Origin of the sequence: Micromonospora trifolii, from assembly GCF_022229005.1 — a bacterium.
GTDB classification, from domain to species: Bacteria; Actinomycetota; Actinomycetes; order Mycobacteriales; family Micromonosporaceae; genus Micromonospora; species Micromonospora trifolii.
This window is the reverse complement of sequence record NZ_JAKKFD010000077.1, coordinates 25,686-38,818: the sequence shown is the minus strand read 5'-3', so window position 1 is coordinate 38,818 and position 13,133 is coordinate 25,686. Positions and strand designations below refer to the sequence as shown.

Here is a 13,133-nt window from a genome sequence, read left to right as displayed (position 1 = left end):
GCCGTCACTCTGGTTGACCGAGCCCGCGCCCCACCGCCGTCTGCATCAGCTCGGTGATCTTCTTCTCCACGGCTGGACTCCACTGCTGCAACGCGTACGCCACCGGCCAGAGATCCCCGTCGTCGAGGTTGGCCGGGTCCTGGAAGCCCAGTGTCGAGTACCGGTAGTTGAACTTGCCCGAGTCCTGGAAGAAGACGACGATCTTGCCGTCCTCGTTCGCGTAGGCGGGCATCCCGTACCACGTCTTCGGCATCAGGCCCGGGGCGGCGGCGGTCACCGTCACGTGCACGCGCTCGGCGAGCGCGCGGTCCTCCGGCTCCATCTGCGCGATCCGGTCGAGGACCGCTTGCAGCCCGTCCGCCTTTTTGGCGCCCTTCTTGCCCTCGGCGCGCAACTCGTCGGCGCGCTCCTTCATCGCGGCCCGCTCCTCGGGGCTGAAGCCGTCGGACTTTGTCGTGGTCTTCGCGGACATTCTCGGGCTCCCTCTCGTCGTTCAGGTCGGCGTGCTGCCGTTCACCTGGGGAAAGGCTAGGCCGCTCGGCGCTGTCGGGCTTCTCGATTCCTGATCGGTTCGAGGCCGGGACCGCAGGTGGCGGGCCTCGTGCCCGTGATTTGCCGGTCAGCGTGATCGGTGACTAGGTTGTCGACCGAAGCAGAACGACCGGTCTAGGGAGTCCCGTCATGAACATCACCGCCGATCGGATGGCGGCGGCGTACTTCGACGCCTTCGAGACCCTGTGCAGGGTGACCCCGAAGGGTGGGTACGCCGAGCGGGGCACCGCCCGTGCGGGGGTGACCCAGGCCGGCGTCGCGACGCTCAACGCGGCCTACGACAGGTCCATCGAGCCCGACCTCGGGTCGCTCGACGAGATGGCGACCGAGGTCGGCAGGCAGGCCGCGCACTGGTCGATCATCGTTCGCGGGGAGGCGGGCGACCAGGTCGCTGACCTCGCTGGCCGGCACGGCCTCCTCGAACGCAGTGAGCTGCCCCTGCTGGCCTGCGCGGCGGACGACCTCACCTTCCGTGCCACCTCGGCAGAGCGCCCTCCGGTCCGTCAGGTCGGCGCCGCCGAGAACGACCTCTACACCGACGCCCTCACCCGGAGCTTCGAGGTTCCCGAGGGCCTCTTCGGATCACTGATGGGTGGTGCGGTGCTCGACGCCGACCCCATCACCGGCTACCTGGCCGAGGAGTCCGGCCGGCCCGTCGGCACCGGGCTCGGGATGCGGACCTCCGCGGTGGTCGGCGTGTTCAACATTGCCGTCGTTCCGTCCGCCAGGGGTCGTGGCCTGGGTCGGGTGATCACCGAGACGGTTCTGCGGGACGGCATCGCGGCCGGCGCGGACGCCGCCTACCTGCACACCAGCGTGATGGGACGGCCGCTCTACGAGTCGATGGGCTTCACGCTCGTGGAGACCTGGACCATGTTCCACGCGCGGTGACTGACGATTTCGGCCGGGCGGTGTCAGTGATGGGGGAGAGGGCCATGACCTTCAGTGAGAACGTGCGCTCGGCTTTCCGCCGAGGAGAGACCGACGCCGTGGTGCGGATGAGCGAGGCCGAGATCCAGCGGGCCCAGGCGGCCGGTGACCCGGCGGGCGAGGTGGAGGCCCGGTACAGCCTCGCGCGGGTCGCCATTCGCGGCGGCGACCTGCCCGGCGGAGAGGCACGGGCCCGGGAGGCTCTCGCGGTCGCGCTGCGCTCCGGCGACCGGGCCCTGGAGGAGCGACCGCGGCACGTGCTGGCCGGCGTGGCGAGGATGTCCGGCGACCTGCTCCGCGCCCGGGACCTGTACCGGGAGAGCATCGCGCTCAACGAGGCACTCGGCCAACCCCAGACTGTCAACTCCGAATTTCACAACCTCGCGTTCTGCGAGTTGGGGCTGGGCAACCTCGACGTGGCCCGGACACTCTTCGCCGAGAACCGCGAGCGGGTGTTCCACAACGGCTGGGCCGACTTCGTGCCGTACGTCTGCGTTGCGGGCGCCGCGCTCGCGACCGCCGAGGGGGACCACTCCCGCGCGGCCCGGATGATCGGTGTCGCGGACGCCGCGTTCGCGGCGCTCGGTCAGGTGCCGGACCCGGACGACGCCGCGGACCTCGCCAGGATGCGCGCCGCCGCGACCGAGGCGCTCGGCCCGACCGACTTCGACCAGGAGTACGCCGTGGGCCAGCACCTCGAACCGAGGGCGGCCTTCGGCGTCTAGGTCGAGGTCGAGGCTCGGGCAGCGGTGATGGTCCGTCCCCGCTCCGACTCTTCGAAGCGGTCGAGCATGGCGCGCACCTCGTCGGCGCTCACATTGGCGCCGAACAACTCGCTGCCCGGTTCGAGTCGTACCCCCTCGGCCAGCGGCCCGGCGACGACCGGATCGAAGCCGAGCGCGTCCACCAGGGCCGCGACCTCGGTGAGGTCGGCGTCGTCGTCGCCGGCGATCGCGATGGCCTTGCGGCCGGTCGCCCCCGTCGGCCGGGCCTCGTCCTCCAGGTCGTGGTAGCCCATGTGGTTGAACGCCTTCACGACGCGTGAGCCGGCCAGGAACGCCTGGACGGTCTCGCTCGACGAGGTACGCGGGTTGGTGAGGTCGTCGCGGATGCCGTCGATCTCCCACCAGTAGTTCATGGAATCGACGACCAGCTTGCCGCGCAACGCTTCGGCGGGAACGCTGCGGTACTTGCCCAGGGGCAGGGCGAGGATGACGACGTCGGCGTCGGCCGCCGCGTCGGCCGCCGTGGTGGCCTCGGCCCCCGGGGCGAGGACCTCGACGGTGAGGGCGATCTTCGCCGGGTCACCGGAGCCGGCCACCAGTACCCGGTAGCCGGCGGCGACGGCGAGCCGGGCGAGCACAGTGCCCACCTTGCCGGCCCCGAGGATGCCGAGGGTCACGGGCCGGCTCCGGTCGTTGTCGAACATGGTCGTCCTCTCGCTGGGGAGGTGTTGATCAGGCCAGCAGTTCGCGGACCATGGGGATCACCTTCGAGCCGTAGAGTTCCACGGCGCGCATCCGGGCACTGGCCGGTTGCGCTCCGGCCGAGTAGATGAGGTCGAACCGGCCGACGCCGAGGCTGCGGATCGCAGTGGCCATCCGGCGGGCCACCGTCTCCGGTGAACCGATGTAGAGGGAGCCGTTCTCCACCTCGGAGTCGAACTCCTGACGGCGGATCGGTGGCCAGCCTCGCAGTTTGCCGATCCGGTCCCGCATGATCCGGTAGTGCGGCCAGTAGATCTCCTTGGCCTGCTCGTCGGTGTCGGCGATGAAGCCCGGCGAGTGCATGCCGACCGGGTGCGCGGTCGTACCGAGCTGGTCGGCGGCCCGGCGGTACAGGTCGATGTAGGGCGCGAAGCGCTCGGGGGCGCCGCCGATGATGGCGAGCATGAGGGGGAGCCCGTACTGGGCGGTGCGGACGACCGACTGCGGCGAGCCACCCACACCGACCCAGGTGTCCAGGTGACCCGATTCGGTCTTCGGGAACACGTCGGCGTTCTCCAGCGGGGCACGCAGGGTGCCGCTCCAGGTGACCGGCTTCTCGTCCAGCAACTTGACGAACAGCTCGATCTTCTCCTCGAACAGCGTGTCGTAGTCGCGTAGGTCGTAACCGAACAGCGGGAACGACTCGGTGAACGAGCCGCGACCGAGGATGACCTCGGCTCGGCCGTTCGACAGCGCGTCCACTGTGGCGAAGCGCTGGAACACCCGTACCGGGTCGTCCGAACTCAGCACTGTCACTCCGGAGGCCAACCGGATCCGCGAGGTGCGGGTGGCGATTCCGGCCAGCACCGTCTCCGGTGTGGAGACCGAGTACTCCGGCCGGTGGTGCTCGCCCAGGGCGATGACGTCGACCCCGAGTTGGTCGGCGAGCACGGCTTCGTCGACGACCTGCCGGATCGCCGCCGCGTGGGAGACGAGCTTGCCGTTGTCGTCCTCCGGTACGTCGCCGAAGGTGTCCAGGCCGAACAGCAGATCAGACATTGTTGGGCTCCTTAGCCAGCAGCTCCCGGACCCGCGGCGCGACCTCACTGCCCAGCAGTTGGATGGTGCGCGCGCGTGCCTCGCGGGGCAGGTGCATGATGTCGTACTTCAGGTCGAAGCGGCTCAGCCGCAGGTCGCGAGCGACAGTGGCGATCTTCTGCGCCACCGTCTCGGGTGAACCGACGAAGAGCGCCCCGTGGTCGATCTCGGCCTCGTAGCGCACGCGGTCCGGTTTGTAGAAGCCGCGTTCGGCGGCCAGGGCCGCCACGACCGGCTGCCAGTATCGCCACCACGTCTCCACCGCCTCCTCGTCGGTGTCTGCGACAAGGCCGAGTGAGTGCTGCCCGATTGGCTGCAGGGTATGCCCGAATTGTTCGAGCGCCCGGGTGTAGAGGTCGACGTGGCCGGCGAAGCGCTGCGGCCGCCCGCCGATGATCGCGAGCATGAGCGGAAGTCCGTGCCGGGCGGCGCGGACCACAGAGTTCGGGCTTCCCCCGACGCCGATCCAGGTCGGGATGCCACCGGCCCGCATCCGGGGGTGCAGCCGCTGCGCGGTCAGCGGGGTTCGTACCGTGCCGGACCAGGTGACGGGTTCGTCCTGCTGAAGCCGCAGGAAGAGGTCCAGCTTCTCCTCGAACAACCTCTCGTAGTCGGTCAGGTCGTAACCGAACAGCGGAAACGATTCGGTCGCCGATGCGCGTCCGAGGACAATCTGGGCGCGGCCGTTGGAGACGGCGTCGAGGGTGGAGAACTCGTGGTAGAGCCGTACCGGGTCGTTGGTGCTGAGCACTGTGACCGAGGTGCCGAGGCGAATTCGCTCGGTCGCCGTCGCGACCGCCGCCAGCAACACGGGTGTCGCCGAGTCGTTGTGGCCCTCGCGGTAGTGCTCACCGACGCTGAACACGTCGATCCCGGCCGACTCGGCGAGCCGTGCCTCGTCCACGAGTAGCCGTACGGTCTCGGCGTCGCTGAGGACCCGGTCGCCGTCGGTGGCCACCTCCCCGAACGAGTTGAGCCCCAGCTCGAAGTCTGCAGCTGCCATCGTCTCCTCCTCGGTGCAATCCGCCGGCGATCCACTGGAGTGGACCTACCGGTTGACGTGTCAATGATGCTAACTTGGCGATTGACACGTCAATTCCCGGGAGAGTGAGATGACGGAGGCCACACCCGGCCGGCGGGGCGGACGCCAGCTCCCGACCGCCGACGAGCTGCGGATCTGGCGGGACTTCATCGAGACCACTGCAGCGCTCGGCTCCCGGCTCGAGTCCCGCCTACAGGGCGACTCCTCGCTCTCGACCGGGGACTACTCGGTGCTCCTCGCCCTCAGTGAGGCGGAGGGTCAGGCCATGCGGTCGTCCGAACTCGCCTCGCACATCGGGTGGGAGCGCAGCCGGCTCTCCCACCATCTCGGGCGGATGGAGCGGCGCGGCCTGATTCGTCGCCAGGAGTCCGCCACGGTTCCCCGCGGGGCGGAGGTGCTGCTCACGACGGCCGGCGCCGAGGCGTTCAGGGGAGCCACCTTCCCCCACCTGCGCGCCATCCGGGAGCTCTTCGTCGACGCCCTCACCCCGGAGCAGATCGTCGCGGCGGGCGAGATCGCCACGGCGTTGCGAGCGCGCCTCGACGTTCCGCGCGCGCAGTGAGGCGCCAGGGCGCCTGCCCCGCAATATCGCATCCATAACGGCTAGTGTTCGGACGATTGCCGAGAGCTATGTTCGGGTGGTCCAATCCTCCAGAAAGCCGCCACCCCGCCGGCCCGGCAGGGAAAGGCGACGGCTGCGCCCGGAGGTACGTCGATGAGCGAGACCGCCACCGCAGAGGCCCACCGCTTCGATCCCGGCAAGCCTCACCCCGGGCGCACGGAGTCGGTGCTGCCGGAACTGCGGGAGATGTGGTGGGAGACGGGGGTGCGGGCGCGCGCGGAGGCCGGCGTCTTCGCCGTCTTCGCGGAGTTGCCCCGGCTCGTCTGGACGGCCCTCGGTATCAGTTGGCGCGCGGACCGGCTCCGTACCGGTGTGGTGGCCGCTGCCACTGTCGGTGCGGGGGTGATGGCGGCCTTCGGCCTGTTGGCCACGCAGCGGGTGTTGGTGGAGCTGTTCGCCGGCGGACCGACCGCCGACAAGGTGCGGGCGGCGCTGCCCGCGCTGGCCGTGCTGGCGGCGACTGTCGCGCTCCGCGCGGGGATGGGCATCGCCACCGGGTACGCGCAGAACGGCTTGACGCCTCGGGTGAGCCGTGAGGTCGAACGGGGCCTGTTCGAGGTGTCCACAGCGGTCCGGTTGGAGGCGTTCGACGCCGACGCGTTCGCCGATGACATGGAACGCGCCTCCCGCGGCACCGAGTCGACGATCGGCCTTGTGCAGTCGTCGATGAACCTGCTCGCCGGGCTGGCCGGGTTGCTCGCCGTGGCGGCCGCCGTCATCGTCATCCATCCGCTGCTGCTGCTGGCGCTGCTGGTCGCCACGGTGCCCAACGCCTGGGCGTCGTTGCGAGCCGGGCATCTGCGCTACCGGACGTACACCGCCGGATCGGTGCGCCGACGTCGACTGTGGCTGCTGCACAAGTTGATGGCCGAACGCGCCTCGGCCCCGGAGTTGCGCTCCTACGGGCTACGCCGGTTCCTGCTCGACCAGTACGACCGGGTGATGCAGGTGGAGACCGACATCCAACTCGCCCTGGCCCGGCGGGTGACCACGACCACCACCGTCGGGGCCATCGTCGGTGGCCTCGCGACCGGCACCGTCTACGCACTGCTCGGGTTGCTGCTCCTCGACGGGCAGATCCCGCTCGCCGCGGCGGCGACCTGCGTCATCGCGGTGCAGTCCGCGCAACGGTCCCTGGCCATCGCCACGTTCCAGGTCGACCACGTCTACACCGAGGGGCAGCACTTCGGCGACTACACCGGCTTCATGAACCGCGCCGATGCCTACCTGCCGGCCAGCGACGGACAGGTGACCGCGGCCGACCCGGATCGGCTGCGGGAGTTGACAGTCAACGAGGTGAGCCTGCGCTACCCCGATCGGGACGACCCCGCCGTCGACGGCGTCACGTTGACGATCACCGCGGGGCAGACTGTCGCATTCGTCGGGGAGAACGGGTCGGGCAAGACGACCCTCGCCGCGATGATCGCCAGCCTCCGCGCCCCCACCGAGGGCAGTATCGAGTGGAACGGCCGCCCGTTGTCGGACTGGGACGTCGACGGGCTGCGGGCCCGCATCGCGGTGGTGACGCAGGAATACCACAAGTGGCCGTTCACCGCGGCCACGAACATCGCCATCGGCGACGTCGACAGCGAGGCCCGGCAGGATCGCATCGAGGCCGCCGCCGGCCGCGCGGTCGCCCACGACATGATCAACGAACTGCCGCACGGGTACGAGACGCTGCTCGACCGGACCTTCGCGCGAGGCCAGGACCTCTCCGGTGGGCAGTGGCAGCGCATCACCGCAGCCCGTGGTTTCCTGCGCGACGCCGAACTCCTGATCATGGATGAGCCGTCCTCCGCGCTCGACCCCCGCGCTGAGGACGCCCTGTTCCAGACCATTCGGGACCGGAGAGGTCGTGCCACCACCATCCTCATCACGCACCGGCTCGCCAACGTCCGGCACGCCGACCGGATCTTCGTCCTGCACCACGGCCGCCTGGTCGAGGCCGGCACGCACGCCGACCTCGTCGCCACCGGCGGTCGGTACGCCGAACTGTTCGCCCTCCAGGCCGCCGGCTACGACGCGAACCTGAAGGAGAGCCACCAACGGATCCAGGGCTGACGAATCCGTCGGTCGCATCACGACGTTGGGGAGTCGTCACCCGGTCGGGGTTCCAGCACCACCACAGTTGTCTCCGTCGATCGCCGCGCCGCGTGGGCCTCGAAGTTCTTGTCGGCCTCGCGCCAGCGTGGCCACAGTCGCGACCGCTCGTCGTCGGTGGCGGCCCGGCCGCGGACCAGCCGCCGCCCGTCGGCCAGCTCGACCGACGCGTCCGGGTGTGCCTGGAGGTTGAGCCACCAGGCGGGGGCACCTTCGCCCCACCCGTTCATCGCCACCCCGACCAGGTTCGGGCCATCCTCGAAGTACGCGAGAATGACGCCGCGCTGCTGACCGGTGCGGCGACCGGTCGTGAGCAACCGCAGCGTGCCCCACCGGTGCTCGCGCGGTCGCCACAGCCCGACGCGGCTGCCGGTGACCCGGTACAGGCCCCGGTGCACCGACCAGGCCAGTCGGATGAACCACCGCGGCGGATTCCACGGCGCCTTCGTTCCCTGACCATCTGACATGACGACCCCCTCCACCGACCAACGCTGATGGTCCGGGTGGCTGCCAAACGTAGTCGCGTCTGCCACTGTGGACCGTGATCCTCAAGTCTTCCGGCGCGAGCGTGACTCGCGTCCAGGTGTCCATGATTCGACCGAGGATCGAACCGATCGGTGGAAGCCCTGCGCTGCTGCCGGGCGTGCGGGTTACCGCTGCCAGGCGTCGATGGTGCGTACGCCGTCGCGGACGACCCGGTCCAGGATGGCGGGGTTGCCGCTGGTGCCCTCCCAGCCCTCGTCGTCGAAGACCGTCACCGCGCTGTCGACGCGGGCCACAGCGATCTGGCTGGACGCGGTGCCGCCGGTGCGTTCGCCGTTCAGGCTCGTCTCGGGCCAGGTGAGGGTCAGCAGCATCGCCTCGTCGCCGACCCCGGGCAGCGCCTTGCTCTTGACCGCGACGCGGTTTCCGGACTGGTCGTACGAGGGGCACGCCTGCACGGCGGTGCGGAGACGGCCCAGGTAACCCGAGGCGCCGTCGCCGTCGAAGGTGAAGATGGTCTGGTGGATCATCCCCTGCGGCACGTTGCTGGAGGGCTCGCCGGCCTTCTGGTAGGTGACTGTCATCGCGGCGCTCGCGGTGACCTGCCGGCCGCCGGTGCCGAACTCGTTGCCGCACAGCTTCGGCAGGGCCTCCTCGACGGGCGTCGTCCGTCGCGGAGACTTCCGCAGCTCGGCGGGCAACTCGACGAAGGCCGAGGTCGGAATGGTCACCTGGGTGCTCGCGCTCGGGGACGGTGAGTCGGTGGCGGGCGCCGACGCCGACGCGGTGGCCGACGAGGTGGTCGCCGGGGCCGAGCCGGGCGGAGCCTCGGTGGAGGTGCAGGCAGCGGCGAGTGCGACGGTGCCGAACAGCGCGAGCGCGCGTCGCGTACGGGCCATCGGCAGTGGTGTGTATCGGCTCATAATCACCCCTCGTCTGTCCCGAGGCAGTTCCCTGCCCGGTGTCGACTGAAACGACCACGTGGTGCCTCGGGCAGCGGCCGGACGACGGGAATCTCGGTGTCGTCGCGTCGGCCGGGCCGCTAGGCTGCCCCGCATGACCAGCGTGATCGCTCAGTGCACCGGACTGTCGTGTGACGTCCAGGTCGGTGCGGGGCGACGCCGGCGATCCGTCGCCCGCCCGCGCTGACCTGTTTCCTGCGACCGGCGGATCGAGCCGCCGGTCGTTCGCTGGTCGTCCTCGGTCCGCCCGTATCTCCCCGTCAACGGCTCGCGTGACGGCGCGGGTCCGAGCGAGATCGGCGTACTCATGGATCTTGAAAAGTTGTTGTCCGACCGGCTGGCGCCGGCGTTCGCGGCGGTGGCCGGCGGCCCGGTCGACCCGCTCGTGCGGCGTTCTCCGCGTGCGGACTTCCAGTCCGACGCGGCGCTGGCGCTGGCCCGGCGGCTCGGCCGCCCGCCGCGCGACATCGCCGCGGAGGTGCTGGCGCACGCGGTGCTCGACGACGTCGGGGTGTCGGCGGAGGTCTCCGGGCCTGGTTTCCTCAACCTGACGGTTGCCGACCGGGCCCTGGCCGACCTGGTGGCCGGGCTGGCCGGCGATACCCGGCTCGGTGTGCCGTCGACAGCGACGCCGCAGACCGTGGTGGTCGACTACTCGGCGCCCAACGTGGCGAAGGAGATGCACGTCGGGCATCTCCGCTCCACAGTCATCGGCGACGCGGCGGTGCGGCTGCTGGACTGGCTCGGGCACCGGGTGGTGCGGGCCAACCACCTGGGTGACTGGGGGACACCGTTCGGCATGTTGATCGAGCATCTGGTCGACCTGGGTGAGGCCGAAGCCGCGCAGAACCTGTCGATGGGGAACCTGGACACCTTCTACCGGGCGGCTCGGGTGAAGTTCGACGCCGACGAGGCGTTCCAGGAACGGTCGCGGCTACGGGTGGTCGCGTTGCAGGGCGGCGACGAGCGGACCCGGCGGTTGTGGCGGCTGCTGGTGACGCAGTCCGAGCGGTACTTCCTGACCGTGTACGACCTGCTCGACGTCACCTTGTCCGCTGCCGACTTCCGGGGTGAGAGCGCCTACAACGACCTGCTGCCGGACGTCGTCGACGACCTGGATCGGCTGGGGTTGCTGCAGCCCAGCGGTGGGGCCGAGTGCGTCTTCCCGCCGGGGTTCACCGGTCGGGACGGTGAGCCGTTGCCGCTGATCGTGCGCAAGAGCGACGGCGGGTACGGCTACCCGGCCACCGACCTGGCTGCGCTGCGGCAGCGCGTCGGCGAGTTGGGCGCGACCCGGCTGCTGTACGTCGTGGGCCTACCGCAGCGGCAGCACTTCGCGATGGTGTTCGCCGTAGCCGAGGCGGCCGGTTGGCTCTGCCCGCCGGCCCGGGCCGAGCACCTGGGCTTCGGGTCCATCCTCGGTGCCGACGGGCGGATGCTGCGCAGCCGCACCGGTGAGTCGGTGAAGCTGGTCGGGCTGTTGGAGGAGGCGGTCGCCCGCGCCACCGACCTGGCCCGGAGCAGGAACCCGGAACTCGACGCCGACGCCGCCGACGAGATCGGCCGGGCGGTGGGCATCGGCGCGGTCAAGTACGCCGACCTGTCGGTCGACCGGACCACTGACTACGTCCTGGACTGGGAGCGGATGCTGGCGCTGGAGGGCAACACCGCGCCCTACCTCCAGTACGCGTACGCCCGGATCCGGTCGGTGCTGCGGCGGGCCGGGACCGCCGTGCGGCCGGACGCGCCCATGGTGGTGGGGCAGCCGGCGGAGCGCGCGCTCGCGGTCGAGCTGCTCGGCTTCGCCGCTGTGGTCGGCGAGCTGGAGCGGAGTCTCGAGTTTCACCGGCTCGCCGGGTACCTGCACCGACTCGCGACCGCGTTCAACGCGTTCTACGAGCGCTGCCCGGTGTTGCGTGCCCCGGACGAGCTGCGGGAGAGCCGGCTGCTGCTGGCCGAGCTGACCGCCCGGACCCTGCGGCAGGGGCTGCACCTGCTCGGCATCCGCCCGCTGGAGCGGATGTGACGAGCCGGCCTCCCGGCCCGGTCAGCGGGCCCTCTTCGTCGCCCGCTTCCGGGGTGGCGTCAACAGGTCGGCGATCTGCGCGATCGCGGCGGGCACCAGGCGGTAGTACGCCCAGACCCCGCGCTTGTCGCGTTCGAGTAGGCCGGCCTCGGTGAGGATCCGAAGGTGATGACTCACCGTCGGCTGGGACAGATTGAGCGCCGCGGTGAGGTCACTCACTGACGCCTCACCTTCCGGCGCGGACTGGATCAGGCTGAGCAACCGGAGTCGCGCCGGATCGGCGAAGGCCTTGAGCACCCCCGCTAGCCGCTCGGCATCGGCCCGCTTGATGGGATCGCCGGTGAGCGGCGAGATCGCAGGCATGGCAGTTTTCGCAGTTCCCACGCCTGCCATAGTGACACCAACACCATCAATAAACCGGCAGATCCGGCACCAGCCCTCCGATGGCGTCCGGATGGCGCAGCGGAACCACCGAACGTGAGTCGAACGCCGACGTCCGTGGCGGCACGAGGGCCGTGTGGAGCTTCGGGAAGCTCCACACGGCCCTGGTGCGAGGTGGACGTCAGCGGCGCGGTCTGGGTGCGACGCGGGGCAGGACGTACGGCGGTCCCGCGAAGATCAGGTCGGACTTCAACTCCTGGTACGCCCGCTTGGGCTGGTAGTTCTCGTCGTAGATGGTGGCCAGGCCCTCCGGCGGGTCGTCGAACCAGCCCGGCACCCACGAATGATTGTCACTGAAACCCCAGACGGTGTACGACAGGCAGCTCCGCACGGCGAGGCACGCCTTCATCAGCACGCTGAAGTTCGCGGCCGACGCCTGTAGCCGGGGGTTGATCTCCTCCGAGTTGCCCGCCTGGACGCCGTCGGTCAGCCGGCTGCGGACGTCGACCTCGGTGAACGCGGTCGCGACGCCGAGTCCGCTGAACTTCTTCAGCGCGGCGGTCACCTGGAGGGTGTCGAAGTTGCCGTACTGGGTGCCCAGGTGGCCCTGGGAGCCGACGCCGTCGATCGGGACACCCTGGGCACGCAGGCTCTTGGTCATGTCGTACACGAACTGGGTCTTGTCGTCCGCCGGGTTGCCCGAGCCGAACGCCTCGATGTTGTAGTCGTTGTAGAACAGCAGGGCCTTCGGGTCGGCGGCCCGCGCCCAGCGGAACGCGTCAGCGATGTAGCCGGGCCCGAGGTTCTGCGCCCAGAAGCCCTTGTAGTGCAGGGTCGACGGGGTGTCCCACGGGTCGCTGACCGCCTCGTTGACCACGTCCCACTGCCAGATCTTGCCCTTGTAGCGGTTGACGACTGTGGTGATGTGTTTGCGCAGCAGCTCGCGCAACTCCTGCTTGCTGATGGAACCGTCGGCGACGCCGCTGGTCAACCAGGCGGGCAACTGGTTGTGCCAGACCAACACGTGACCGCGCACGCTCTGCCGGTTGCGCTTGGCGAACTCGACGAACTGGTCGGCCGGCCCCCAGTTGTAGGTGCCGCGGGTCGGCTCCAGGCTCTCCCACTTCATCACGTTCTCGGCGGTGACCGAGGCGAACTCGGAGGAGGCCAGCTTGCGGTACTGCGGGTCGCTGGCGTCGTTGAGGGCATCCATGCTCACCGCGGTGCCGACGTGCAGGCCGTGGCGCAGGCCGAGGGTGCCGAGGCTCTGCGTCGTGGGGTCGTACGGCCGACTCGCGGTCGCCGGCACCGTGTTCAGCGTGGCGATGGTCGCGACGGCGACGAGGCCGACGGTCGACCACTGTCTTAACTTCATGTGCCTGCCTGCCCTTCCAGACGATCAATAGATAGATGTCGATCTAGGAGGTGAGGGTCCGGTGTTGGCCGGGTGAAGACGCGAGCTGGTTGGGTGACGCCGGTAGTTCCGGCCGGAAACCGGAAACCCGCTCGA

At 70.0% G+C, this 13,133-nt stretch carries 13 protein-coding genes; 5 read left to right on the top strand and 8 right to left on the bottom strand.

The features are described from left to right. Positions 1-4 precede the first annotated feature (4 nt). Positions 5-472 carry an iron chaperone gene (locus tag NIE79_RS32780; RefSeq protein WP_238682249.1) on the bottom strand — a complete coding sequence of 156 codons (468 nt, stop codon included), beginning with the start codon at positions 470-472 and terminating at the stop codon, positions 5-7. Positions 473-681: 209 nt separating this feature from the next. Here NIE79_RS32780 and NIE79_RS32775 point away from each other — a divergent pair, with 209 nt between their 5' ends. Further along, positions 682-1,443: a GNAT family N-acetyltransferase gene (locus NIE79_RS32775; RefSeq protein ID WP_238682248.1), complete on the top strand. Its 762-nt coding sequence runs from the start codon at positions 682-684 to the stop codon at positions 1,441-1,443. 44 nt (positions 1,444-1,487) lie between these two features. Beyond that, complete coding sequence (locus NIE79_RS32770) at positions 1,488-2,207, top strand: tetratricopeptide repeat protein (RefSeq protein ID WP_238682247.1); 720 nt, start codon at positions 1,488-1,490, stop codon at positions 2,205-2,207. On the opposite strand, the gene NIE79_RS32765 is transcribed toward NIE79_RS32770, so the two are convergent. From NIE79_RS32765 to NIE79_RS32755, 3 genes are read right to left on the bottom strand one after another with little or no spacing between them, the layout of a single operon-like run. Next, the gene (locus NIE79_RS32765; protein ID WP_238682246.1) at positions 2,204-2,911 is read right to left on the bottom strand and encodes an NADPH-dependent F420 reductase; all 708 of its coding nucleotides are present in this window, start codon (positions 2,909-2,911) and stop codon (positions 2,204-2,206) included. The two genes, NIE79_RS32770 and NIE79_RS32765, sit on opposite strands and share 4 nt — an antisense overlap. A 28-nt stretch (positions 2,912-2,939) precedes the next feature. Further along, positions 2,940-3,968, bottom strand: coding sequence for an LLM class flavin-dependent oxidoreductase (locus NIE79_RS32760; RefSeq protein WP_238682245.1), 1,029 nt, complete (start codon positions 3,966-3,968; stop codon positions 2,940-2,942). Beyond that, positions 3,961-5,010: an LLM class flavin-dependent oxidoreductase gene (locus tag NIE79_RS32755; RefSeq protein ID WP_238682244.1), complete on the bottom strand. Its 1,050-nt coding sequence runs from the start codon at positions 5,008-5,010 to the stop codon at positions 3,961-3,963. The genes NIE79_RS32760 and NIE79_RS32755 overlap by 8 nt, the downstream gene beginning before the upstream one ends. Before the next feature lie 109 nt (positions 5,011-5,119). Here NIE79_RS32755 and NIE79_RS32750 point away from each other — a divergent pair, with 109 nt between their 5' ends. Together NIE79_RS32750 and NIE79_RS32745 are read left to right on the top strand one after the other, a co-directional pair. Beyond that, complete coding sequence (locus NIE79_RS32750; RefSeq protein ID WP_238682243.1) at positions 5,120-5,611, top strand: MarR family winged helix-turn-helix transcriptional regulator; 492 nt, start codon at positions 5,120-5,122, stop codon at positions 5,609-5,611. A gap of 246 nt (positions 5,612-5,857) precedes the next feature. Then, a complete protein-coding gene (locus NIE79_RS32745) occupies positions 5,858-7,732 on the top strand; it encodes an ABC transporter ATP-binding protein (protein ID WP_238682280.1) in 1,875 nt (624 codons plus the stop codon). Between the two features lie 17 nt (positions 7,733-7,749). Here the strand turns inward: NIE79_RS32745 and NIE79_RS32740 are convergent, their stop codons facing one another. Together NIE79_RS32740 and NIE79_RS32735 are read right to left on the bottom strand one after the other, a co-directional pair. Continuing rightward, a complete protein-coding gene (locus NIE79_RS32740; RefSeq protein WP_238682242.1) occupies positions 7,750-8,238 on the bottom strand; it encodes a nitroreductase/quinone reductase family protein in 489 nt (162 codons plus the stop codon). Between the two features lie 183 nt (positions 8,239-8,421). Next, a complete protein-coding gene (locus NIE79_RS32735) occupies positions 8,422-9,177 on the bottom strand; it encodes a hypothetical protein (RefSeq protein WP_238682241.1) in 756 nt (251 codons plus the stop codon). A gap of 346 nt (positions 9,178-9,523) precedes the next feature. Between NIE79_RS32735 and argS the strand changes: the two genes are divergently transcribed. Next, positions 9,524-11,242, top strand: a complete 1,719-nt coding sequence (argS, locus tag NIE79_RS32730) for an arginine--tRNA ligase (protein WP_238682240.1) — start codon at positions 9,524-9,526, stop codon at positions 11,240-11,242. Positions 11,243-11,263: 21 nt separating this feature from the next. Here argS and NIE79_RS32725 read toward each other — a convergent pair whose 3' ends face one another. Then, positions 11,264-11,605, bottom strand: coding sequence for an ArsR/SmtB family transcription factor (locus NIE79_RS32725; protein WP_112585316.1), 342 nt, complete (start codon positions 11,603-11,605; stop codon positions 11,264-11,266). A 199-nt stretch (positions 11,606-11,804) separates the two neighbouring features. Further along, positions 11,805-12,998 (bottom strand): endo-1,4-beta-xylanase, encoded by a 1,194-nt coding sequence (locus NIE79_RS32720; RefSeq protein ID WP_238682239.1) that lies wholly within the window; start codon positions 12,996-12,998, stop codon positions 11,805-11,807. Positions 12,999-13,133: the final 135 nt, after the last annotated feature.

Coding starts and splice junctions, on each gene's coding strand:
- NIE79_RS32750 (WP_238682243.1), top strand. CDS start 5,120: ATGACGGAGGCCACACCCGGCCGGCGGGGCGGACGCCAGCTCCCGACC.
- argS (WP_238682240.1), top strand. CDS start 9,524: ATGGATCTTGAAAAGTTGTTGTCCGACCGGCTGGCGCCGGCGTTCGCG.
- NIE79_RS32745 (WP_238682280.1), top strand. CDS start 5,858: ATGTGGTGGGAGACGGGGGTGCGGGCGCGCGCGGAGGCCGGCGTCTTC.
- NIE79_RS32735 (WP_238682241.1), bottom strand. CDS start 9,177: ATGAGCCGATACACACCACTGCCGATGGCCCGTACGCGACGCGCGCTC.
- NIE79_RS32775 (WP_238682248.1), top strand. CDS start 682: ATGAACATCACCGCCGATCGGATGGCGGCGGCGTACTTCGACGCCTTC.
- NIE79_RS32780 (WP_238682249.1), bottom strand. CDS start 472: ATGTCCGCGAAGACCACGACAAAGTCCGACGGCTTCAGCCCCGAGGAG.
- NIE79_RS32740 (WP_238682242.1), bottom strand. CDS start 8,238: ATGTCAGATGGTCAGGGAACGAAGGCGCCGTGGAATCCGCCGCGGTGG.
- NIE79_RS32760 (WP_238682245.1), bottom strand. CDS start 3,968: ATGTCTGATCTGCTGTTCGGCCTGGACACCTTCGGCGACGTACCGGAG.
- NIE79_RS32725 (WP_112585316.1), bottom strand. CDS start 11,605: ATGCCTGCGATCTCGCCGCTCACCGGCGATCCCATCAAGCGGGCCGAT.
- NIE79_RS32770 (WP_238682247.1), top strand. CDS start 1,488: ATGACCTTCAGTGAGAACGTGCGCTCGGCTTTCCGCCGAGGAGAGACC.
- NIE79_RS32720 (WP_238682239.1), bottom strand. CDS start 12,998: ATGAAGTTAAGACAGTGGTCGACCGTCGGCCTCGTCGCCGTCGCGACC.
- NIE79_RS32755 (WP_238682244.1), bottom strand. CDS start 5,010: ATGGCAGCTGCAGACTTCGAGCTGGGGCTCAACTCGTTCGGGGAGGTG.
- NIE79_RS32765 (WP_238682246.1), bottom strand. CDS start 2,911: ATGTTCGACAACGACCGGAGCCGGCCCGTGACCCTCGGCATCCTCGGG.